The sequence below is a fragment of the Paraburkholderia sp. RL17-347-BIC-D genome, from assembly GCF_046027915.1.
Taxonomy (GTDB): domain Bacteria; phylum Pseudomonadota; class Gammaproteobacteria; order Burkholderiales; family Burkholderiaceae; genus Paraburkholderia.
The window spans coordinates 62335-84752 of the sequence record NZ_JARESS010000010.1; the positions used below are offsets into that span (position 1 = coordinate 62335).

Genomic DNA, 22418 nt, shown 5'->3' on the forward strand with positions numbered 1-22418 from the left:
CGCTCATCAATCGCCCTTCAGCGCCAGTAAACGCGCTGCGATTTCGTCGAACAACGGCCGGCTGTCGATAGCCTCGCTCAGGCAATTGTCCTTCAACTCCACCAAGCGCGCCTGGATGTTCGTCTGCGCGTGCGGCCAGACGCATCGTTCGAGCAACTCTTCGAGCAGACAACCATAGGCTCGAACTTCGAGGCGCTGAAGCGCGAGACCGATGTCGCGATCGTCCAAAGCATAGAAAGACGCGGCGCCGAAATCTCCCAACAGCGCGCGCCCCTGTCCACCGTACAGGATATTGTGAGCGTACAGATCGCCATGCATGATGCCCTGCTCATGCAGATGACACGCCGCCGATGCCATCCCGTACGCAATGCCCAACGCCGCAGCCAAATCGAAGCGTGTGTCGGCGCCGTAGATATCGCGCGTGCAGGAGTCGAGGCTCGGCGGACCGGCAAGGTTGGTGAATTGCGGATCGATCAGTTCCATCACGAGACCGTGCGTGCCTGAGGGATGATCCTTCACTTTCCCCGCCACCGGAATCAGATTCGCATGATCGCCCGCGCGAATGCAGGCTGCCATTTCGCAGTCGGGCAAACCATCACTCGTCACTGCGCCCTTGAACAGTTTCACCGCGACTTGGCGCAATGCGCCGTGCTGATCCGCCAGCTCCGCGCGATAGATGACACCGGAGGCGCCCTCGCCCAACACCGCCTCGAGTTTCAAGTCAGGCCACGCAATCGCGGCGGTCGGCGTGTCGATCAACGCCTCCGCTTCGAGCGCTTCGCTGAACGGATTGCCCGCATACGCCAGCCAGGACAGCCGCGGCAGCCGCAATAGCCAGGCAGGCAGTTCACTGAGCTGATTCGCCGCGAGACGCAGCAATTCGAGCTGCGAGCAGGCGGCCAATTCCTCGGGAAGCGTCCGCAGACGATTGCCCGCCAGCATCAACTTTTGCAATTGCGTGCAGCCGCCGATTTCGGCAGGCAACGCTTCGATCTCGTTGTCAGTGAGAATCAACCAGCGCAATTGCGGCGGCAGCGCATTGCCGCACACTCGCCGGATGCGGTTGGCCTTGAAGCCGACCATGCTCAATTGCGAGCACTGTCCCAGCACTTCCGGCAATTCGGTGAACGGGTTGTCGGAGCCGAAGAGAATACGCAGCTTGGTGAGCCGTGGCAGATCGTCGGGCAGCGACGTGAGCGCGTTGCCCGACAGGTCGAGAACTTCCAGTGTCTCGGCGAGGTCGAAAATCTCGCGCGGAAATTCAGTCAGGCCGCAGGCCAGTTTGAGCCGGCGCGTGCCCGCGAGTTGGCCGGCCCGCAATTGTTCAAGTGTCGTCGTCACAGTCGTGGAAGAGAGGTCCGGTTGCCGATGCGCTTCGTATCGAAGGTATCAATTCTACTGAGTCGCGGGCCTGGCGCGAAAAGGGTTGTACAGTGATGCATCGTCCCGTCCAGAACAACGAGCCGCCCGGCCGTCATCGGCCGCGAGGAATTGGACAGCAAGTTTCGGAGCGCAATCAGAGAGTACGAGGCTCACACTGTCAGATATCGGCGCGCTTGGCGCGTGTATTCGCAGACTCGCCTTGCAGCGTCTGTGCCTCCAACCAGTCAGGAGCAAGCAAAGTGACATACGCCTACAAGTTGATGAACTCGCCAGTCGGCCAGTTGAAACTCGTTGCAAACGGCGACCGCCTCGCCGCCATTCTGTGGGAGCACGACAAGCCGAACCGGGTGCGCCTCGGGGAGTTGGTCGAAGCGAACGACCGGCCTGTGCTGATCGAGACCGAGCGGCAGTTGAACGAGTATTTCGCCGGCACGCGGCATGAATTCGACCTTCCGCTCACCTTCCAGGGAACGGATTTTCAGAAGCAGGTGTGGGCCGCGCTGTTGACCATACCGTTCGGCCAGACGCGCAGCTACTCGGAAATCGCGACGCAGATCGGCAACGTCAATGCCGTGCGGGCGGTCGGCGCGGCGAACGGCAGAAATCCGATTTCCATCGTGGCGCCGTGCCACCGGGTGATTGGCGCGTCCGGTGATTTGACCGGGTTTGCGGGCGGTTTGGCGAACAAGATGCTGCTGCTGTCACTCGAAGCCGGACAGACTTCGATCGAAACGGAAGCGGACGGGCAAGCGGATATGTTCGCGGCCGAAGAAAAGACCGAGGCCAAGGCTCAGGTCAAATCCGAAGCTCAGACGAAACCCCCGCGCCATGCGCCGAGCCGCGGCACGCAAGCCTCGCTGTTTGGAAACTGACCGGATGCATGTCCGCGATGGCAGTGGACTCACCGCGTCGCGTTGAACGCTTCGTGATAGATCATTTTGCCGGCCGCATAAAGCAACTATCCTTAAGAAGCCCTTTTGGGCATCAACAGGAGGATGACATGCGCATGCTTCTCAACATACGAATCCCGCACGAACCGTTCAACACCATGGTGCGTGATGGCACCGCCGGACAAGTGATCGGGAAAATACTGGAAGAGATAAAACCGGAGGCCGTCTACTTCACCGAGCAGAGTGGAGCGCGCGGAGCAGTGGTCGTGGTGGATGTCGAAAGCGCATCGTCGATTCCCGCGCTCGCGGAGCCGTGGTTTCTAAAGTTCAACGCCGACTGCGAAATGCGCATTGCGATGTTGCCGGAAGACCTGATGAAAGCCGGACTGGACAATCTCGGCGCGAAATGGAAATAGTGTTTGCCATCGGCGGTCCGCAACTGGCACCGCCAATGGCTGCGCAAACAAGCCTCTTCACGCTGCGCTCTGGTCAACCCAGCTCGAACGACGTCACGCCGAACACGCGTTCCATGGAAATAGCGGGCGGTTCCTCCGTGTACATCCGCGCGGTTTCGAACACGCTCGTCATGCCGTGCCGTTCGGCCAACGCAACGGCATCCACGTTGATCTCCGGCACATCGAAGAAAAACACCTCGCCCGCAATGCTCGACGTCAACGCAGAGAACAGACGACCGGCAATCTCGTCGTTATCGGCGAAGAGCGGGCCGATCTTGTAACCCGTCAGGCAACGCCGCAACACGCCGTAGCCCGCCACGCGGCCGTCGCGCACCGCGACTCGCGCCATCGCGCCAGGCTGCGCGAGCCATGCAGCGAGAAAGCGCTCGCGCGCCGCGGGAAAGCACTGCCGATCGTAGTCGCTCAACGATTCGAAGGGCAGCGCCGAAGCATTCAACATGTCTGCATAGTGCTCGCCCTGAGTGGTCTCTTGCGCGACGCCCTGAAAGCGAATGTTGCGATAGGCAAGCTGAAATCCGGACTTCTTATAGTTCGCCTGCTGAGCGACCACGCCGTCCAGACCGATATTGCGGTTGCGCAAATAGTCCATGCCGTGCTGCCAGACACGCATGCCGAAGCCTCGACCGCGAAACGCCTGTTTCACGATATAGAGCCCGATAAAGCCAAAGTCCTCGCCGTACGCGACAGCGGATAGACACGCCACCGGCTCGCCGCGCCATTCGCCGATGAAAAACCCGTCAGGGTCAGCCACACGAAAACAGGCGGCATCGTGCAGACCGGGGTTCCATCCTTCCTGCGCGGCCCATTCGACCGCCAATGCGACGTCCTCGGCCGACATCGTGCGCACGACAAAATCGCCCGGCTCGCTCACGTTCGTCACGATCGTTTCGCCCATTGTTCCTCCAGAATCGCCGCGGCAGCCGTGGCCGCGACCTGACAGCCGAGAACGATATGCGCCTCGGCCGTATCCTCGATGAAATCGTGGCTCACGCCGCCGATGCTCGGCACGAACATCATGCAAGCCGGCATGCAGCGGGCGATGACCTGCGCGTCGTGCGCGGCACCGCTCGGCATGCGGATCCATTGGCCGGGCGCCACCGCGTTGGCGGCGCGGGCGAGATGGTCCGCGAGCGCCGCGTCCATGGTCACCGGTTGCATCGGTTCGTCGATGGTCGTCAGCTCCACGTTCACCGAACCGCGCGCATTGAAGTCACGCACCAGCTCGGCGAGCCGAACTTCCATCGCTTGCAAACGCGCGGCGTTCGCATCGCGGAATTGCAGGTCCATGTCGGCCGCGCCCGGCACGACGCTCAGCGAGCCAGGGTCGAGGTCGATGCGGCCCACTGTCCAGACGGTATCGGCATCCGCGAGTTGCGCGAACGCTTCGTTCATCTGCGGGACAAAGGCGACCAGCGCCGCGCCCGCGTCGCGCCGGATCGCCATGGGCGTCGTGCCGGCATGGTTGCGCTGCCCCGTGAAGCGCAGCCGCAATTCGCGCAGCCCGACGATCGTGGTGACGACCCCGATGGACTTGCCGGCCGCTTCCAGCCGGCCGCCCTGCTCGATATGCGGCTCGAGATAGGCGACCTGCCGGCCCGGCTCGAAGCGCGCACGCGGCCGCCCGGCGAGACCCGCGGTTGCGAGCACGTCGTTAAGACGCTGGCCTTGCCGGTTCGTGGCGTCGCGAATCGACTCGTCGACGCTATCGCCCACGAAGCTGCGGCTGCCGAGCAGGCCGGAGAACGTGCCTTCTTCATCGATCCACGATGCCACGTCCACGGCGAGGTGACTCGTCGCGTCGTTCTCGGCCAACGCGCGCGCAATCTCCAGCCCGTAGATCACGCCCATCGCGCCATCGAGCCAGCCGCCGGTCGGCTGCGTGTCGGTATGAGAGCCGATCACGAGCGCGGGGCCGCTTTTGCGCGAGCGTCCGAATACGGTCCCCACGCCGTCGATCACGGCCTCGAGTCCCGCCTCCGTCATGCGCCCGGCCAGCCATTCGCGCGACGCCAGATCCACCGGCGACAACGCCAGCCGGACAACACCTGGGCCCGTGGCGCCGAAACTGCGCAGCCGCTTGAGATCGGTCAGCAACCGGTCCGGATCGATCTTCACCACGTTCTCATCTCCTTCGATTATCGGTTCATGATGCCTTGTCACATCGACAGATTACACGGCCTAAGCCTTTCCTAAGGTTGGCTCGTTATCATCGCTCGACATCAGTGCGCCGGAGCGGCGCAGACGTCCATCGAGAAACACACTGTATGCAGACACTTGAAGCGTTCAACCAGGCGCTCTTTCTGATGATCAACGCCACGCCATCGACACCCGCGTGGCACATCGACCTCGCGCGTTCAATCGCCGATTACGTCATCTATCTCGTGCCGCTCTGCCTGATCGCCATGTGGCTCTTCGGCGACGAAGGTCAGCGCGAAACCGCCCTGCGCGCATGCTGCGTGACGTTCCTCGCGCTCGGCATCAATCAGCTCATCGGTCTGGCGTGGCCGCATCCGCGGCCGTTCGTGATGGGCATCGGCCATACGTTTCTCGAACACGCGCCGGACCCGTCGTTCCCCAGCGATCACGGGACCATCTTCGCGAGCATCGCACTGAGCTTGCTGCTCGGCGGCGTGCGGCGGTACGGCCTGCTCATTGTACTGTCGGGGCTCGCGGTCGCCTGGGCGCGCATCTTTGTCGGCGTTCACTTTCCGCTCGACATGGCAGGCGCCGTCGTCGTGGCGGGCGTGGCCTTCCTGTTGGTGGCGCCGCTGTGGCGGCTCGCCGGCGCGAGCGTGACGCGCGGACTGGTCGCGCTGTATCGCAAGTTGCTGGCGTGGCCGATCGAACGTGGCTGGCTATCGCTTTAGCCGATGTGTCGACACGCAAGCGCGAGTTCACGCCCACCGCGGCGAGCCGCCATCCCCTATCGGGTCAACGCCCGGAAATCGCTCGGCGACATGTCGTAAGCTCGACGAAACGCGCGAGTGAAATCCGACGCGCTATTGAAGCCGAGGCCATAAGCGATCTCGACGATCGCTTTGTTCCGGTATCGATGCAGATCATCGGCGGCTTCGCGCAGCCTGCGGCTGCGGATGTAGGCGGCCAGCCCGCCTTCGGGCTCGAACAGGCGATAAAGCGTAGACCGGGACAGTCGCGACGCGGCGAGCACGCTGTCGGGCGTCAGATCCATCTGGTCGAGATTGGCATCGATATAACGGCGCGCCGCGGCAAACATGGCGGTGCGAGCAGCGGCGCGCGCATTGCCGCTTAAACCGACCTGCTTCCCGAAGGCCGCCGCGATCAGCAATGCGCAGCTCTGGATGGCGTCGTATGCCGCCTGCCCGCTCATCGTGGGCAAGCTCCGGCTCAGGTCGGCGAGCTGTGCGGGAATCATGCGCGCAAGCGGCGAATGATAGTCGATCACACTGCCATGAATCGACTCCGCTTCCGGCAAAACGGATTCCACCAGCTCACGCGGCAGGAAAAACGCCTGCACGCGGCAGGCGCTGCGGTCCATGTGCATGGGCTGGTTCATATCGAGCGCGAGAATGCCCGGCGTGGACTGGGTGGCCTTGCGCTTCGGATGCGGTCCGGTGCCGGTTTCGATCGTGCCTTCCACGGCCACGTGGAATACGAACTGGCGCACCGAGTCCGTGGAAATGCGCGCGACGGATCGCGTCTGCGAGACCGGATCGGTACGGCAGTCCATGAATGCCAGATCGGCCACACGGTAGCTGTCGATCAGACCACTGAAGCCATCCGCCAGTTGCCGGCGCGAAATGGGCACATCGAGAAAATGGCCCAGACGGTCGCGCCACGCGGGCAACTGCGCGCGCGGCGCTTCGTGGTGCGTACTAAAGTGGCTATGGATGCAGTTCGCGGGAGCCGCATCTCTCGTCACGGACTCGGTCGTCAAGTTTTCCCCCGCCAGATTCGTTGTCTGCGCATGATAGCCGCACTTCGCGAACATCGCTCGGGGCGGAATTTCAGCTTTGCACGCGCTCAGAAGGTGTCGAAGAACGCCCGCGCCACCACCAGGCAGAACGACGCGACCAGTTGGCCATGATAGGCCCGCAGCACCGCTGACGCCCCGCCATCAGTCGCACCGCCGGCCACGGCCTGACTCGCGACCTCCGCCTTCGCACTCGCGAACTCCCGCTTGATGGACGCATACGGATCGCCGGGCCCGGCAACGGGAGAGTCTACATCCAGCACGGACGTGAGCCCCGCGGGCACTTTGGCGTTCTGCCAATACGCCTGCTCGATGCGCGCGTTGAAAAAGAACACCGTGGGATCCGACTCGCCGCCACACATCAAAACGGGCGTAACCGGCAGCCAGTTGCGCAAGTCGTTGCGCTTGAACGCCTGGCGCAAGGGATGCAGCGGATTCGCGGCCGGTTTCATCGCAAGCGTCGGGTTGGGAAACGCACCGTCGGGATTGGCGGCGGCGTCCTCCAGCAGCGTCAGGCGATAGGCGTTGCGCACGAGGTTGGGATTGCCGAATCCCGCGGCAAACAGCGGTGTCAAGGCGGGCGGCGTCAAAGGCGGCGAAGCAGGCGGCGTCATCGAGGCGAACTGCGGCGCGGGCGGCAACTTGCTGAAGAGATGCGCGGACGGCAGTTTGCCCGTGGTGAATAGCGTATTGAGCGGCTGCAGACTCGGCAGCAGCGTTTCGATACCCGGCGCGTAGGCCGCGTCGTAGAAGTCGCCGGGGCGGCGGTAGATATTCTCGTAGGCATGCTGATAACCCGTCACGATCAGCGTCGAGAAGAGCGTCGAGCCCAGGTTGACCTCGCCTTCGATGAGTGCGTCGGCGGTAGCGGCGAGTGCGTATGGCCCCGAACCCGGTGCGGACGCTGTCACCTTGACGCCAGCCGCCTGCAGCGCGCGATGCGTTGCCATTGCAACGAAGCCGCCTTGCGAATAGCCGGTGACGAACAGCTTGCCGTTTTCGCGCGGCCTGCTGTCCGGCGCTATTCCGGCTAACGCCACGCGCGCAGCCCGCAACGAGTCGATCATATCGGCGGATTGCTGGTCGGCATTGAGATACGGGTGGTACGGGAGATCGGAGCCGGCGTAGCCCGCGTAGTTGGTCGCCACCACAATGTAGCCTTGCGCCGCATACATGGCCGCCACGCTGATGCCTTCCCCGGCGCCGTCGCCGTTGCCCGGATCCGTTTGCGTGATATCGGCGAGGTTGTAGTTGCGATACGCGGTGGTGCCATGTGCATAGAGCATCAGCGGAAGCGCTCGGCTGCATGCCGCCGAACGCCCCGAAGGGATCATCAACGCACCGCTCGCGTTGGTGGGCTCGCCCGCGCCGCCGATGGTCCCGTAGCGAAAGCTCACGATCTCGATGCCGCACGCGGGCGCGCCGGCAATCTGCACGAGCCGCCGGCCGCCCGCGCTCGACGCCAGCAATTTTGAAAACGCCGCGGCGCTCAGCGTGAGCGTGACGCGGTGATCGAGAAGCTGGCCGCGCGCATGGCACCCTTCGTCGCATCCGGAGTCGGCTTGCGCAGCGGCACTGGCGCCCAACGTGAAACATGTCAGCAGCCCGAGGGCCGCGCTTCGCATTGCTACAGACATGTGAGGCTCCGTCTTGTTGGTATGACGACGAGTGGACGGCCTTGCAGAGTGACAGGAGTATAGGTAAACGGGTCGGGTCGGCGCGCCGCCAGCCTGACCGCTCTGGAAATGCGGTGGCGCCGGATGTGGTTGAAACCGATATGTCGAACTTCACGAAGACCGACGCGGGACGCGCGGTGACGCTTGAGATGCAGGCGTTGAAACGCGTGGCGCAACCGGATGACATTGGCGGCGCGGTGGCCTTTCTCGCCTCGGATGCTGCTCGCCGGATTATCGGCGAAACGTTGCATGTCGACGGCGGGTCGAAACTCTGAATCCGTAAAAGCGATTCTGTTTGCGATCTCGCCGGGAAGCCTTTCTGGAATGCCGCCCATGCATGGCGGCACGCCCGCGGACTTCACCGGCGCGACCCGACGCGCTCCGCCCCGTTAGCCGGACGTAGCGCGTCTCAAGCGGCGAGCGAGCCGCTTACTTCCACAAGGTGCGGCCGAAAAACGTCAGCGTGCGATCCCAAGCCAATTGCGACCACACCGGATCGAACTGCGTCCTGGCGATACGGCCCGGACCGACCGCCGTTTCGTTCGCGAACGCGTGGTGTGCGAGATAGCGGTGAAACTCGACGTCGACATTCGCGTCTTTCAATTTCCTCTCCAGCGCGTCGACCGTTTCAGACACGAAGAACTCGTCTTGCGTCGCCCAGTGACCGATTAGCGGCGCCTTGATTTTCGAAGCGTCGATATATTCCAGCGGCGGGAAGCCGTACCAGACCACGCCGGCCGACACTTCCGGGATATTGCACAGCGCGAGCAAGGTCAGCGCGCCGCCCATGCAAAAGCCTGTCACGCCGACATTCGTCGCGTGCTGCTTCAGATATTGGACAGCGCCGCGCACATCCTGAGTAGCGGCGTCGCCGAAATTGAGCCCGTCGAGCAGATGGTGGGCTTCTTCCTCTTCCACCGTCGTTTTGCCTCGAAAGAGATCGGGCACCAGCGCCAGATAGCCGGCCTGCGCGAGCCGGTCCGCCACGCCGCGAATCTGGTCGTTGACGCCCCACCACTCCTGAATCACGACGATGGCGGGCGCGCCCTCCAGCTTCTGCGGCTTGGCCAGATAGCCCTGGATCTGCTGGCCGTCGGGCCGGTTAAAGGTGATCATCGAACCTGCTGCCTGTTTCATCAGTTGCTCCTCGAAGTAGACGAAAGCGCTAGCATAGTCCTAGCGAGGCAGGTTCTGCTCGCCCGCTGCCGCGTCCGGCCGGTCGATGCGAACAGCGCGCCGTGCAGCGAAGGAATGTGCCGCTTGGCGCCAGCTTGACCTGGTCGAGTTGCAACGTCGTGAAAGGCCGCTCCGCGTCGTCAATGGAATCCCCGGCCATCAAAAAGGCCGAGCGGCAAGTTGCGCCTCAGGTCTGGAAATACCGCGGCCGGTCGAGGTCGGCGATCAAGCCCGGCTGCTTCGGTTCCCAGTCAAGCAGCTTGCGCGTCTGCTCGCTCGAAGTCGCGGCATCCATTCCGGCAAACAGCGCGAACCAGCCGAAATGGTCCGCCGCCTCATCAACCGATTGCGCGATGACCGGCACGTTCAGGCGTCGGCCGATCACACCGGCGATCTCGTTGAACGGCACGCCTTCTTCGGCAATGGCGTGATACCGGCTGCCGGCGGCGCCGCGTTCGAGCGCGAGCCGGTAGACACGTGCGGCGTCGAGCCGGTGCACGGCGGGCCAGCGGTTGAGGCCCTCGCCGACGGTCGCCGAGACGCCCTTTTCGCGCGCGAGAGCGATGAGATGCGGAACGAAAGCATGGTCGCCATCGCCATGCACCGACGGCGGCAGACGAACTACCGACGCACGCACGCCGCGCTCCACCAGCGACGCAGCCGTCGCCTCCGACACGCGAGGATAGGCGTCGGAGCGTGCAACCGGCGCGTCGTCCTCGGTCGCGATGCGGCCCGACGCCAGCAGCGCGACCCCGGACGTGACGAGGAGCGGCCGCTCCGAGCCGACGAGCACGGAGCCGAGCGCTTCGATGGCGCGCCGGTCCAACTCGCAGTTCTCCGCGAATCGGGAGAAGTCGTGGTTGAAGGCGGTATGAATGACACCGTCCGCAGCGGCCGCTCCGGCTTTGAGGCTGTCGAGATCCTCGAGCGAACCGCGCAGGACCTCCGCTCCGGTCCTGGCCAGAGACTCGGCCGCGGCGTCCGAGCGTACCAGGCCGAGCACGGAATGTCCGGCGGCAATGAGTTCGGCAACGACGGCGGAGCCGACGAATCCCGTCGCTCCGGTAACAAAGACGCGCATCGTAAGACCCTCCAGTTGAAAACGAAGGTCGACTATCGGCGGGTTTCCTTCCGAGGTGAAGTAGTGACGTTTTAGGGGTATACGGACTAACAGGCTGCGCCGTTCAGGCGCCAGGCAAGCATCTTGCTAAGCTTACCGAAGGTGGGTCGTGCATCTTCACTGTCGGGAGCGCGGGATGCGTCAGTTAAACCGCTTTGTCTTATTCATGCTGCTGCCGCTCGCCGCGTGCGCGGCGGGGCCGTCGAGCCCCACCGATACCGGCTTTGGGCCGTCACCCGTATTGCCCGCGCCGGAATCGTCGCTGGTCACCACGGTCAATATCGCGCCCGTCCGGCCGAGAACCGCCGACTTTCTCCCGACCGCTCCCAACGGCTTTGTCGTGACGGAATTCGCCCGCGGGCTGACTCACCCGCGCTGGCTCTACCCGTTGCCGAACGGCGACGTGCTCGTGGCGGAAAGCAACGCGCCGCAGCGGCACGACGAAGGCAGCGGCGTATTCGGCTGGATTAGAAAGCAGGTCATGAAGCGCGCGGGAGCGGGCACACCGAGCCCCGACCGTATCGTGCTATTACGCGATACCAACGGCAGCGGCGTCGTCGATCAACAGACGGTGTTCCTACGTGGCCTGCACTCGCCGTTCGGCATGGCGCTGATCGGCAACCACCTCTATGTCGCCGATACGGACGCCATTCTGCGCTTCGACTACACGCCCGGCGCGACCCAGATCGACACGCCCGGCGTGAAGGTGGCTGATTTGCCGGCTGGCCCAATCAATCATCACTGGACCAAAAACATCCTGGCCGACCGTTCGGGCAAGCATCTCTATGTGACGGTGGGATCGAACAGCAACGCGGGAGAAAACGGCGCCGAGGCCGAAGCGGACCGCGCACGGATTCTCGAATTCGACGTGGCGTCCGGCCAGATGCGGCCCTTCGCGACCGGCTTGCGCAACCCCAACGGACTGTCCTGGCAGCCGGAGAGCGGCGCGCTGTGGACCGCCGTCAACGAACGGGACGACCTGGGCAACAACCTCGTGCCGGATTACATGACTGCCGTGAAAGACGGTGCGTTTTACGGGTTTCCTTACAGCTATTACGGCCAGCATGTCGACACGCGCGTCAAGCCTCAGCGCCCCGACCTGGTCGCCACGGCAGTCGCACCGGACTATGCGCTCGGCAACCATACGGCATCGCTCGGGCTGGTTTTTTACGACCGGACGCTGTTCCCGGCGCACTACCGAGGCGGCGCTTTTGTCGGTCAGCATGGGTCATGGAATCGCAAGCCGTACAGCGGCTACAAAGTGGTGTTCATCCCATTCGTCAAAGGCCAACCCGCGGGTGCGCCGGAAGATTTCCTGAGCGGCTTTCTGACCGCCGACGGTCACGCCGTGGGCCGGCCAGTCGGTGTCGCGCTGGATAAGCGCGGGGCGCTGCTGGTGGCGGACGACGTCGGCAATACGGTCTGGCGCGTGGCCCCGCGCACTGATACCGGCGCGGCAGTTGGCACGTCGCCCGCTCAATGACAGCGGATCCGCCTGCCACTTGCGTGGCATAACAACGGACAATCCAATTTAGTCTGCTCACGCAGATCAGAAGCGCTCCAACACGCCAAGCTGCACACCCTTGACCGGCGCGCCGGGATACGCGACCGGCAGCCCGGTCACGTTGACGCCACGCAGCGTGAAGCTCGCATCGTCGTGATTCGCCAGATAGGCCGCGCTGAAATAGAACAGCAAAGTACGCGAAACGTTGTATTCGAACGCCATGCTGAACTGGTCGGCGCTCGCGCCCGCGCCGGTATAGTCGCGCACGTGCGCATAGCCCAGTGACGCGCGCGCATTCGCAGAAAAGCTGTATTGCGCTGAGAGCGATCCGCCCGCGCCGTGATAAAGCGGCGTGCCGCCATCGCCGTTGAAGAACGCGAGCCACACCCGCACTTTATCGATCGCGTAGGTCGCGCCGCCGAGATTCGCCCGCAGCGCACCCGCGCCGTGCGTCTGCTGACGCGCGTACAACAGCCTGAGGTTGTCGAGCTGATAGGTGGCGGTGACGTAGTATCCGTCGATACCGTTGCCGTCGTTCTCCGACGGATCGCGCGTGGCCATCATGACCGTCGCGCTGAATCCGCCGACGACCGGCGACAGATACTCGATCGCGTTGCTCGCGTAGGGTGTGATCTTCGACAGGTTGTTCAGCCCGGACGCGATCGTGCCGGCGCCGAACGCATCGAGGTCGCCCTTGAACGGGATATAGATGGGCGAATATTGCCGGCCGAAGCGCACCTCGCCCCAGGCGTTCCGCGCGCCGATCCACGCCTGTCGGTTGAATAGAACACCGGGAGTCTGAAGCGTGCCGTCGACCGAGCTAAAGCCGTTTTCCAGCGTGAAGAGCAGGTCGGTGCCGTTGCCGAGCGGCTCGCTGCCCCGCAAGCCGACCCGCGAACCGCGATAGGCCCCCGAGTCCAGACGTGGGGTCCAGCCGGACCCTGGGTCGGTTACTTCGAGACTCGTGTCCAGCACGCCATACAGCGTAACGGTGCCCCCGCCGCCATCCGAGGCCGCCGCGCTCTGCAAGCAAAATAGCAGCCCCGCGCCGCCCATGCCCGCGCGCCAGCCCACGCGACGGCTCCAGGCGGCGATCTGCGCGACCGGATCCCACTTTCGTCGCGGCTTGTCGAGTGAAGTTTTCGCGGCGCCGACCAGATGCAGTCCTCCATAGGCACGTCGAACGTGTGTTCCGGGAACGAACCTCTGCCATGTTGAGACCGGACGCTCGCCGCCGAATCACGAGTGAGATGTGAACAGGCATTGAACGGTCCAGCAGCGAACATAACAGACCTGAGCCGCTTTGCAATTTTCAGCGCTCTTAATTTGGAGCGTTCAGGTGCGTCCATGGGTGAGCAACGCTCAAACGACGGCTGCGAATTCGCGTGCTTCTTTCGCCGACGGCCTATGGACCCGCAACGACCCGCCTTCGTCGCCGGAACCCTGCGGCTGCAAGTTGAACTGGCTGATCGACACTTGCAGCAGCCGCGCCTGTTCGGTCAGCGTCTGCGCCACCGCCGCGGCCTGCTCGACCAGCGCCGCGTTTTGCTGCGTCACGCTATCCATCTGCGCGACGGCGTCGCCGACCTGATTGATACCGGCGCTTTGCTCGGCGGCCGCCGCCGCGATATCGCGCATGACGCCCGACACTTTTGCAATGGCCTCGCGCGCGGAGTGAATCGTCGCGCCGGTTTGCCCGACGAATTCGGCGCCGGTCCCCACCTTGTCCACCGCGCGGCTGATCAACGTGCGGATTTCCTTCGCGGCCGCCGCGCTGCGCTGCGCGAGCGTGCGCACCTCGCCGGCGACCACCGCGAAACCACGCCCCGCATCGCCGGCCCGGGCCGCTTCCACCGCCGCGTTCAGCGCGAGAATATTGGTCTGAAAGGCGATGCCTTCGATGACCGAGATGATCTCCACCATCTTGTGCGATTCCGTCGATATCTCCTGCATCGTCGATACCGCTTGCGCCGCCATTTCGCCGCCGCGATTGACGATCTGCTCCGCGCCGGAGGTCAGTTGGCTCGCTGTCTGAGCGTTCTCCGCCGTCTGTCGCACCATTGCCGTCATCTGCTCCATGCTCGCCGCGGTCTCCTCGAGCGACGCCGCCTGATTCTCCGTGCGCGCCGACAGATCCGAGTTGCCGCCGGCAATCTCGCGCGCGCCTGTCGCCACCTTGTCGGCCGCGCCCTTGATCTGTTCGATCGTGTGGGCCAGCGCGTCGCGCATGCGCTGCATGGTGTAAAGCAGGCTCGAGTCGTCGCCGTGACGGAGGTCGATGGGAATGGCCAGGTTGCCCTGCGTGATTTCGCCGGCCACTTGCGCAACGTAGGCCGGATCGCCGCCGATCGTGCGCTGGATGCTGCGATTGGTCAGCGAGACCAGCGCCGACAGCAGCAGCGCGACGACGGCAAAGGTTCCGCCGACGAAATACAGCGACTCCTTGAACGCGGCGTCGATGTCGTCCACGTAAGCGCCCGTTGCGATGATCCAGTCCCACGGCGCGTAACGCACGACGTAGCCGATCTTGCCGACCGCGGCGGCGGGCGGGTTTTGCGGATGTGGAAACACGTAATCGACGAAGCCGCCGTTCGGCGCCTGCGCGACCTTGGCGAATGTGAGGTAGTGGTGACGGCCGTCGGCATCGGCGGTGCCGGCGAGATCCTTGCCGTTCAACGCGGGCTTCATCGCATGCATGACCATGCGCGGTGTCGAATCGATCACGAGGAAGTAGCCGTCCTCGCCGTAACGTATACCGCGCAGCCGTTCGAGCGCCTGCCGGCGGGCGTCCGCTTCGCTGAGCGCGCCGCTTTGCGCCAGCGCCGCATATTCCGTCACGATACTGAGCCCGACATGGGCCACGTTCACCAGATCGTTCTTGCGCTCCTCGATGCGGGTCTGCCGCGACAGCCACGCCGCCGACACCGACACGGCGAGAAGTGCCACGAGGCTGACGACCAGCGGCAGCCAGAGCTTCTGTGTGAAACTGAATCGGACCATGCACGCGCCCCGCATCTGTATCGAATGATCGAGCCGGGTCTCATCATGGCAACACGTGCCGATATCGGAATCGACACGTCGTTGCTTGGATGCGACCACCCGATTCATTTATCGGCAATCGCGTGCATGTTTTGTGTAGAGACAAACCCTTTACGGGGAATGAGCGAGCCTGAGCTACAGCAATGCGTTCGGCCCACAGTTGCCTCAGTGCTTCTCATACTCGTCATGCCGACGCCACCACACCCCCGTTTCGTTACGCCCTTTGGGCGCGCGGTCGAGCCACTGATACATGCCCCACAGCGCGTCCACGCCGCGTCCATAAGTGGAATACGTGTGGTACACCACGCCGTCTTCGAGCACGAACGCGCTCATGCCGGGCCGGTCGAGCGAATACGTCGGCGCGTCGGTCCCGCAGGCGGTCGCGAACTCGACCACGGGCGCCGGCGCCGGTGTCGCATCCATCGCATGGCCGCCACGCTGGAAGTTGTATTCGACGCTTCCTTCGCGTTGCTGCTGCTCGGTGAACGAGACGTTGATATCGAAGTTGAAGTCGCTGCCCGCCGACGACGCCCACGGAAACGTCCATCCCATGCGCCGCTTGTACGCCTGCAGCTTCGCGAGCGGCGCGCGCGATACCGCCGTCATCGCGACATCGTGATTCGCCAGATGGACGACGGAACCGTTGAACCCGTCCGCGACCGCCGAACACGACGGGCAGCCCGCGGTGTAGTCGGGGCCGAACATGAAGTGATAGACGAGCAACTGCGAGCGTCCTCGAAAGAGATCGGCCAGCGAGGCGCTGCCTTCATCGGTCTCGAACCGGTAGGCCTTGTCGATTCGGACCCAGGGCAGCGCCTGCCGCTGCCGGACCAGTTCGTCGCTCTGCCGCGTGAGCGCCTTTTCCGCTTCGAGCAGGTCGAGCCGCGCGGCCAGCCATTCTTCCCGTGTGCCGATGCTGTGTTTCGTCGTCATGCTTGCCTCCTTGCTTCGCTATGCGAAGTGCTGTGAGTTGGTCGTGCTAGATTAGCCCCGGGCTTCGAACGACGGGAGTGACAAGTGTGGCGTGATTCACCTGGACCATGGACTCGCTAATCACGGCGGCGGCGCGCGCGCTCGCCGCGGGCGATCCGCTCGGCGCGCTGAATCGCGTCGCCTTGCGCGACGACGCGCCCGCGCTCGCGTTGCGCGGCATCGCCATGGCGCAGCTCGGCGATCTGGTGCGGGCGAAGGCGCTCGTGCGAAGCGCCGCGCGTGCCTTCGGTGCGCGGGAGCCGGTGGCCCGCGCGCGATGTATCGTCGCCGAGGCCGAGATCGCGCTCGTCTCACGCGATCTGAACTGGCCCACGAAGGCTCTGGAAGCCGCTCGCGCCACGCTCGAAGCGCACGGCGACCGGCTCAACGCCGCTCATGCGCGCTATCTCGCGGTGCGGCGCCTGCTGCTGATCGGACGTCTCGACGAAGCCGAACGCGCGCTCGCCGGGCTCGATCCCACACCGTTCCCACCGTCTTTGAGGACCGCGCACGAACTGGTCGTGGCGGGCGTCGCGCTGCGCCGTCTTCAGACCAAAGCGGCGCGCTCCGCGCTCGAACGAGCCCGGCGCGCAGCGGGTCTCGCGCGTATTCCTGCCCTGACGGCGGAGGTCGACAATGCCGCGCTCGTTCTGAACGCACCCGCGGCGCGGCTGCTCGCGCGTGGCGAGGAACGCCCGTTGCTGCTCGACGAAGTGGAAGCGCTGCTGGCATCGAAGGCATTGATCGTGGACGCGTGCCGTCACGTCGTGCGCGACGCGGGCGCGGTGATCTCGCTCGCCAGCCGTCCGGTGTTGTTCGTGCTCGCGCGCGCGCTGGCCGAAGCATGGCCGGAGGACGTATCGCGCGACGTGCTCGTCGCGCGAGCCTTCAGGGCCAAGGCCGCCGATGAATCGCATCGCGCGCGCCTGCGGGTCGAACTCGGGCGGCTGCGTTCGGTGCTTCGCGCAGTGGCCAGCGTGAGCGCGACGCGGCGTGGGTTCGCGCTGGTGCCGCGGCATGCGCAGGAGGTGGTCGTGCTGGCGCGGCCAGTCGAGGACAAACATGCGCCCGTGCTTGCCTTGCTCGCCGACGGTGAGTCGTGGGCGAGTTCGGCCCTCGCGCTCGCGCTTGGCGCGAGCCAGCGCACCGTGCAGCGAACCCTCGACACGCTCGCGGCGCAAGGCAAGGTGCAGTCGCTGGGCCAAGGGCGGGCGCGTCGCTGGATGACGCCGCCCATGCCCGGATTCACGACGACCTTGTTACTCCCCGCTCCGTTGCCGGTTGATTAGGATGGCAACACGATAACCACGAGGGACAAACCATGAAACGATCAGCCGCGGAAATCATCAACGAGTACGGCCCCTTTGCGGGCATAGAACGCGTGCATGGCGTGACATACGACGGCCAGCACGTCTGGTTCGCGACGGGCGACGCGTTGAACGCGCTCGACCCGCAGAGCGGCAAGACGGTCCGCTCGATCGACGTCGCCGCGCACGCGGGTACGGCCTTCGACGGCCAGCATCTGTACCAGATCGCCGAGGACCGTATCCAGAAGATCGATCCCGCCACTGGCAGCGTGCTCGCCACGATCCCCGCGCCCGGCGGCGGTGCCGACTCGGGACTCGCGTGGGCCGAAGGGACGCTGTGGGTCGGACAGTATCGGGAGCGCAAAATCCATCAAGTCGATCCGCAGACGGGCGCGATTTTGCGCACCATCGAATCCAATCGGTTCGTGACGGGCGTCACGTGGGTAGACGGTGAACTTTGGCACGGCACGTGGGAAGGCGACGAAAGCGAATTGCGGCGAATCGATCCGCGCACCGGCGAAGTTCAGGAGCGGCTCGAGATGCCGTCCGGCGTCAGCGTGTCGGGGCTTGAATCGGACGGCGGCGATCGGTTCTTTTGTGGCGGCGGAAGCAGCGGCAAAGTGCGGGCGGTGCGGCGGCCAAAGTGAGGTTGCGGGGTGGGAGCCGATTGCAAAAGCAAGCCGCAATCGGCGCCTACGTCCGCCTATTTGCGCTCGCGTCCCGGCAAATCCTGTAACAGATCCATGAACGCCCGCACCTTGGCGCTCAGTAGACGCCGCGAGTTGTACAGCGCCCAGATCTCGACCGGCGGCCCATCCGCCACACCCCAACAAACAAGCCGCCCCGCCGCTACATCCTGCTCGACCAGCAACCTGGGCAACAGTGCCGCGCCCAGCCCATCGAGCACCGCTTCGCGCACCATCAGCAGCGATGAGAGCCGCAGCACCGGTATCGGCGCAAACGTCCTCACTCCACCTTCCGTGCGCACGCTCCAACTCGCACCCGCCGATGCCGCCACCAGCACGACCGCGGGCACCGCCAACGCGGCAGCGTCGCCGGTGGGCTGAGAAGGTACCGACATCGTGGGCGCCGCGACCATGAGCCGTTCGTCGCCGAGAATGCGCCGCCCCACGAGTTGCTGGTCAGGCGATGGATTGATGCGGATAACCAGGTCGTAGCCGTCCTCCACTGGATCGACGACGCGGTCTTCCGCAATCACTTCGAGCTCGACCTGCGGATAGGCCAACGCAAAACGCGTCGCGATCCGCACCAGCACCACATGCGCGAACACGACCGGCGCGCTGATCCGCAATCGTCCGCGTGGCACCGGCGCGCGCGACGCCACCGCCTCACCCGCCTCCTGAATTTCCGCCATCAAACCCCGCGTGCGCTCGTGCAGCACGAGCCCTTCTTCGGTCAGCCGCAGCGTGCGCGAGCCTCGCTCGATCAGCCGCACGCCAAGCGTTTCCTCCAGTTCCGCCACGCGCCGCGACAGCGTGGCCTTGGGGCGGTCGAGCGCCCGGCTGGCCGGGCCGAAGCCGCCGTGCAGCGCCACCGCATTGAAATCGGCCAGTGACGTCAAATCCATGATCGTTCCAAATATGAGACGAGGTGTCTGGATTTTTGCACTTTCGCGGCTCAAATGGAACATCTATTGTGTGTCTACGGGCTGACTTCCAGTCCATCCAACCCTCAAGGAGAAAGTCATGGCAATCCTCGTAACCGGCAGTACGGGCGTAGTTGGTAAGCAGGTCCTCGAACATCTGAGCGGCAGCGGCGCGCAAGTTCGCGCGCTGACTCGCACGCCGGAAAAAGCGCAATTCCCGGACGGCGTCACCGCAGTCCAGGGCGACCTGTCCGACGTGGACGGATTGCGCCGCGCGATGAACGGCGTCAGCACGCTGTTCCTGCTCGCACCCAACGCCCCGGACGAGCTGACGCAAGCGCTGCAGACCCTGAGCGTGGCGCGCGAAGCCGACGTGAAAGGCGTCGTGTACCTGTCGGTGTTCAAGGGCGCCGAGTATGTCGACGTGCCGCACTTCACCGGCAAGCACACGGTTGAGCGCATGATCGAGCACTGCGATCTGCCCGCCACCGTGTTGCGCCCCGCGTATTTCATCCAGAACGACGTGCGCCAGAAAGAGCCGCTGCTGACGCACGGCGTGTACGGCATGCCGATCGGCGCCAAAGGTATTTCGATGGTCGACGTGCGCGATATCGGCGAGGCCGCCGCGCGCGAACTGCTGCGCCGCGAGCGGGCCGCAAGCCGCTTGCCGCGCGAGACTTATGAGCTGGTCGGGCCTGACGCGATCACGTCGGAAACAGTGGTGTCGATCTGGGCTGAAGCGCTGGGCCGCACCGTGCGCTACGGTGGCGACGATCTCGACGTGCTGGAACAGCGTTTGAAAGCGGCCGCTCCGGGCTGGCTCGCTTACGACATGCGCCTGATGATGAGCCGCTATCAGCAGAACGGCGCGGTCGCATCGCAAGCGCAAATCGATCATCTCGCGACGCTGCTCGGCCGGCAGCCGCGATCTTATTGGGACTTCGCGGTGGATATGGCGGCGGCCTGGGCGAAGGGTTGATGCCCGAACATATATGCGCCGGCGCGCTGCACGTCTTCAACCGCGCGCGCAAGGCGCTGGACTTGATACGCGAGATTGCCGAAGGCGTAGCGTGCCTGAAAGCGGGGCGTCGTTTCGTGGGATAAAAGGCCCTGCCGAAGCGGGACGTTTTGACAACTTAATCTGCATCTTCGGCGTACAGCCCTTTGTACTTGACTTGTCCGAACATTAAAGCAAATCCAACCGTATCCTGAAGACCTTCATTTACCCCTGCGATTACCAGTGCGGCCGGCGCGCTGCGAATCGCCATGCAGATCAGGTCCGGCTTTACGACTCCCATGAGAAGAATCTCACGGTTTACACCAAGAAGCATGAATGAGCCTGTGCCGCCGAATAGATATCCGGCGGTGCCTTCCACATAGATCGTCCCACCTTCGAGGTTTTCCGGATTACCCGAATTTTCTAAAGCCACCAATAAAAACATCCCTCAAGTTCTGGATTCACCCGGCCGTTTACACGGCATGCGCCGTGTACCACATCATTCACGCTGCATAAAACAACGCTAATTATTGGCCAAAATACCAACCACACTCCTTTCAATTCGTAATGAAAAAGTACATCGCACTCTTTGCCATTGCCGGCGCGCTATTGACGTCAGGCTGCGCGACTGTTTCCACCATGTCGCCGACCACATCGACGAGTTCGGTCGACACCACGAAAAACTCGTACGCGCTAATGACGGTGACGCTCAAGAACGCTTATCACACCAGTTACCAGCCGAGCCCTATCGTCGTGCATATGGAGCGCGGTGCGGCAGACTCGCGGGATGATCGTTTGAATTTCAAATTCGACGATCAAGCCACCACGACGAGCGACACGGGCAATCACTATTTCATTCGCCTCCCGCTCGCGCCGGGCAAATATGTGATGCGCGGCATTACCGGTCAAAGCGGCGTATTCCCGTTCCACGGCATGTTCTTTACGCCGCTTCACGAGGTCGTCGAAATCAAACCAAATTCGATCGTGTATCTCGGCCATATCGACGCCACGATCGTCGAACGTAAAGACGGTGAATTGCGCGCGGGACCGGTCATTCCGCTGGTCGATCAGGCGGTCGCCGGTTTCAGCGGCGGGACGTGGGACATCAGCGTGACCGACCAGTTCGACGACGACGTGACGGCATTCAAAAAGGACTTTCCGGCGCTGACCAACGCATCCATCGATCGTGAAGTGCTGCCCGCCTGGGATAAACAGAAAGCCACCCAATGGTGGAATAACCACTAAATTCAAGCTGTAAATTTGAACGGCGCGCGCAGCGCAATCCGCTTGCCTGCGCCCGATTCCAAACAAGCCGATAATCGCATGACCGACAGGATGGAGACGTCACGGTCATGCGCAATCTCGACGAAAACACGATCACGGAAGCGGTTCTGGCGCGCCACGCGCACGCAGGCGACGAGCGGCTGAAAACCGTCGTCACGAGCCTCGTGCGGCATCTGCATGCGTTCGCGCGCGAGGTGAACCTGAGCGAGAACGAATGGGAACAGGGCATTCGTTTCCTCACCGACGTCGGCCATATCACCGACGACAAACGCCAGGAATTCATCCTGCTCTCGGACACGCTCGGCTTGTCGATGCTCGTCACGGCAATGGCCAACCGCAAGCCGCCGGGCTGCACGGAAGCGACGGTCTTCGGGCCGTTCTTCGTCGAAGGCGCGCCCGCCTATCGAAACGGCGACGACGTATCCAACGGCGCACGCGGCGAACCCTGCTTCGTGTCGGGAACCGTCAAGGGCGCGGACGGCGAAGCGGTGGCCAACGCACGCATCGAAGTCTGGCAAGCCGACGCGGACGGCTTCTACGACGTGCAACACGCCGGCAACGACACGCATCGCGCCAGAGGCGTGCTCCATAGTCTCGCCGACGGGCGTTATCACTTCCGTTCCATCGTCGCCGAGCCTTATCCGATTCCGCACGACGGTCCGGTCGGGCGCATGCTCGCAGCGCTCGGCAGGCATCCGTGGCGTCCGGCCCATCTGCATTTCATGATCACTGCGCCGGGCTACGAGCGCCTCGTCACCCACGTGTTCCGCGAAGGCGACCAGTACCTCGATTCGGACGCTGTGTTCGGCGTTCGCTCATCGCTCGTCGCACAGTGGAAGCACCATGAGGCAGGCACGGCGCCGGACGGTACGTCCATGACTACGCCGTTCAGCACGCTCGAATTCGACTTCGTGCTGAACCGATCCACATAACACGAGTCACTTTTCTATCGCAGAAGACGCATTGAGCCCGCGGATCAAAGCCGGTCGTAGAACCGCTCCGCGTCGACAGGCATTCACCTACTCACTTTTATTCA

The 22418-nt window shown here is 63.8% G+C and carries 21 protein-coding genes and 1 pseudogene; 10 read left to right on the forward strand and 12 right to left on the reverse strand.

Annotation, left to right across the window (positions count from 1 at the left end; translation table 11 throughout):
* Positions 1-6: 6 nt before the first annotated feature.
* Complete coding sequence (locus P0D96_RS15815) at positions 7-1341, reverse strand: leucine-rich repeat-containing protein kinase family protein (protein WP_408314218.1); 1335 nt, start codon at positions 1339-1341, stop codon at positions 7-9.
* Between the two features lie 281 nt (positions 1342-1622).
* Between P0D96_RS15815 and P0D96_RS15820 the strand changes: the two genes are divergently transcribed.
* Together P0D96_RS15820 and P0D96_RS15825 are read left to right on the forward strand one after the other, a co-directional pair.
* Positions 1623-2255, forward strand: coding sequence for a methylated-DNA--[protein]-cysteine S-methyltransferase (locus tag P0D96_RS15820; RefSeq protein WP_408314220.1), 633 nt, complete (start codon positions 1623-1625; stop codon positions 2253-2255).
* 128 nt (positions 2256-2383) lie between these two features.
* Positions 2384-2689, forward strand: coding sequence for a panthothenate synthetase (locus P0D96_RS15825; protein WP_408314374.1), 306 nt, complete (start codon positions 2384-2386; stop codon positions 2687-2689).
* A gap of 73 nt (positions 2690-2762) precedes the next feature.
* Here the strand turns inward: P0D96_RS15825 and P0D96_RS15830 are convergent, their stop codons facing one another.
* Positions 2763-3644, reverse strand: coding sequence for a GNAT family N-acetyltransferase (locus tag P0D96_RS15830; protein WP_408314222.1), 882 nt, complete (start codon positions 3642-3644; stop codon positions 2763-2765).
* On the reverse strand, positions 3626-4867 hold the full coding sequence (locus P0D96_RS15835) for a Zn-dependent hydrolase (RefSeq protein WP_408283765.1): 1242 nt from the start codon (positions 4865-4867) through the stop codon (positions 3626-3628). The genes P0D96_RS15830 and P0D96_RS15835 overlap by 19 nt, the downstream gene beginning before the upstream one ends.
* 146 nt (positions 4868-5013) lie before the next feature.
* Here P0D96_RS15835 and P0D96_RS15840 point away from each other — a divergent pair, with 146 nt between their 5' ends.
* On the forward strand, positions 5014-5616 hold the full coding sequence (locus P0D96_RS15840) for a phosphatase PAP2 family protein (RefSeq protein WP_408283768.1): 603 nt from the start codon (positions 5014-5016) through the stop codon (positions 5614-5616).
* A gap of 56 nt (positions 5617-5672) precedes the next feature.
* Here the strand turns inward: P0D96_RS15840 and P0D96_RS15845 are convergent, their stop codons facing one another.
* Positions 5673-6665 (reverse strand): helix-turn-helix domain-containing protein, encoded by a 993-nt coding sequence (locus tag P0D96_RS15845; RefSeq protein WP_408180239.1) that lies wholly within the window; start codon positions 6663-6665, stop codon positions 5673-5675.
* Between the two features lie 86 nt (positions 6666-6751).
* The gene (locus tag P0D96_RS15850; protein ID WP_408314224.1) at positions 6752-8338 is read right to left on the reverse strand and encodes an alpha/beta hydrolase family protein; all 1587 of its coding nucleotides are present in this window, start codon (positions 8336-8338) and stop codon (positions 6752-6754) included.
* Positions 8339-8445: 107 nt separating this feature from the next.
* Between P0D96_RS15850 and P0D96_RS15855 the strand changes: the two are divergent.
* Positions 8446-8652, forward strand: a pseudogene (locus P0D96_RS15855) (SDR family oxidoreductase); the annotation flags it as partial.
* 154 nt (positions 8653-8806) lie between these two features.
* Here P0D96_RS15855 and P0D96_RS15860 read toward each other — a convergent pair.
* Positions 8807-9514: a dienelactone hydrolase family protein gene (locus P0D96_RS15860; RefSeq protein ID WP_132378700.1), complete on the reverse strand. Its 708-nt coding sequence runs from the start codon at positions 9512-9514 to the stop codon at positions 8807-8809.
* Between the two features lie 226 nt (positions 9515-9740).
* Positions 9741-10634, reverse strand: coding sequence for an SDR family oxidoreductase (locus tag P0D96_RS15865; protein ID WP_408180237.1), 894 nt, complete (start codon positions 10632-10634; stop codon positions 9741-9743).
* Between the two features lie 175 nt (positions 10635-10809).
* Here P0D96_RS15865 and P0D96_RS15870 point away from each other — a divergent pair, with 175 nt between their 5' ends.
* A complete protein-coding gene (locus P0D96_RS15870; protein ID WP_408314226.1) occupies positions 10810-12156 on the forward strand; it encodes a PQQ-dependent sugar dehydrogenase in 1347 nt (448 codons plus the stop codon).
* Between the two features lie 66 nt (positions 12157-12222).
* On the opposite strand, the gene P0D96_RS15875 is transcribed toward P0D96_RS15870, so the two are convergent.
* The 3 genes from P0D96_RS15875 to P0D96_RS15885 all read right to left on the reverse strand — a co-directional run bounded on the left by P0D96_RS15875 (position 12223) and on the right by P0D96_RS15885 (position 16149).
* Complete coding sequence (locus tag P0D96_RS15875; protein WP_408314376.1) at positions 12223-13233, reverse strand: porin; 1011 nt, start codon at positions 13231-13233, stop codon at positions 12223-12225.
* 306 nt (positions 13234-13539) lie between these two features.
* Entirely contained in the window at positions 13540-15177 is a 1638-nt protein-coding gene (locus P0D96_RS15880) for a methyl-accepting chemotaxis protein (RefSeq protein WP_408314228.1), read from the reverse strand.
* Positions 15178-15381: 204 nt separating this feature from the next.
* The gene (locus P0D96_RS15885) at positions 15382-16149 is read right to left on the reverse strand and encodes a DUF899 domain-containing protein (protein WP_408314230.1); all 768 of its coding nucleotides are present in this window, start codon (positions 16147-16149) and stop codon (positions 15382-15384) included.
* Positions 16150-16256: 107 nt separating this feature from the next.
* Between P0D96_RS15885 and P0D96_RS15890 the strand changes: the two genes are divergently transcribed.
* Both P0D96_RS15890 and P0D96_RS15895 read left to right on the forward strand, forming a co-directional pair.
* Positions 16257-17477, forward strand: a complete 1221-nt coding sequence (locus P0D96_RS15890) for a helix-turn-helix domain-containing protein (protein ID WP_408314231.1) — start codon at positions 16257-16259, stop codon at positions 17475-17477.
* A gap of 32 nt (positions 17478-17509) precedes the next feature.
* A complete protein-coding gene (locus P0D96_RS15895; RefSeq protein ID WP_132378712.1) occupies positions 17510-18142 on the forward strand; it encodes a Vgb family protein in 633 nt (210 codons plus the stop codon).
* A gap of 56 nt (positions 18143-18198) precedes the next feature.
* Here P0D96_RS15895 and P0D96_RS15900 read toward each other — a convergent pair whose 3' ends face one another.
* Positions 18199-19083 carry a LysR family transcriptional regulator gene (locus P0D96_RS15900; protein ID WP_408180231.1) on the reverse strand — a complete coding sequence of 295 codons (885 nt, stop codon included), beginning with the start codon at positions 19081-19083 and terminating at the stop codon, positions 18199-18201.
* A 118-nt stretch (positions 19084-19201) separates the two neighbouring features.
* On the opposite strand from P0D96_RS15900, the gene P0D96_RS15905 reads away from it, so the two are divergent.
* Positions 19202-20080: an SDR family oxidoreductase gene (locus P0D96_RS15905; RefSeq protein ID WP_408314234.1), complete on the forward strand. Its 879-nt coding sequence runs from the start codon at positions 19202-19204 to the stop codon at positions 20078-20080.
* Positions 20081-20237: 157 nt separating this feature from the next.
* Here P0D96_RS15905 and P0D96_RS15910 read toward each other — a convergent pair whose 3' ends face one another.
* Positions 20238-20543 carry a hypothetical protein gene (locus tag P0D96_RS15910; protein WP_408314236.1) on the reverse strand — a complete coding sequence of 102 codons (306 nt, stop codon included), beginning with the start codon at positions 20541-20543 and terminating at the stop codon, positions 20238-20240.
* 122 nt (positions 20544-20665) lie between these two features.
* Here P0D96_RS15910 and P0D96_RS15915 point away from each other — a divergent pair, with 122 nt between their 5' ends.
* Entirely contained in the window at positions 20666-21343 is a 678-nt protein-coding gene (locus P0D96_RS15915; protein WP_408314237.1) for a hypothetical protein, read from the forward strand.
* A gap of 107 nt (positions 21344-21450) precedes the next feature.
* Entirely contained in the window at positions 21451-22314 is an 864-nt protein-coding gene (locus P0D96_RS15920) for an intradiol ring-cleavage dioxygenase (RefSeq protein WP_408180226.1), read from the forward strand.
* The last annotated feature ends 104 nt before the right edge of the window (positions 22315-22418 follow it).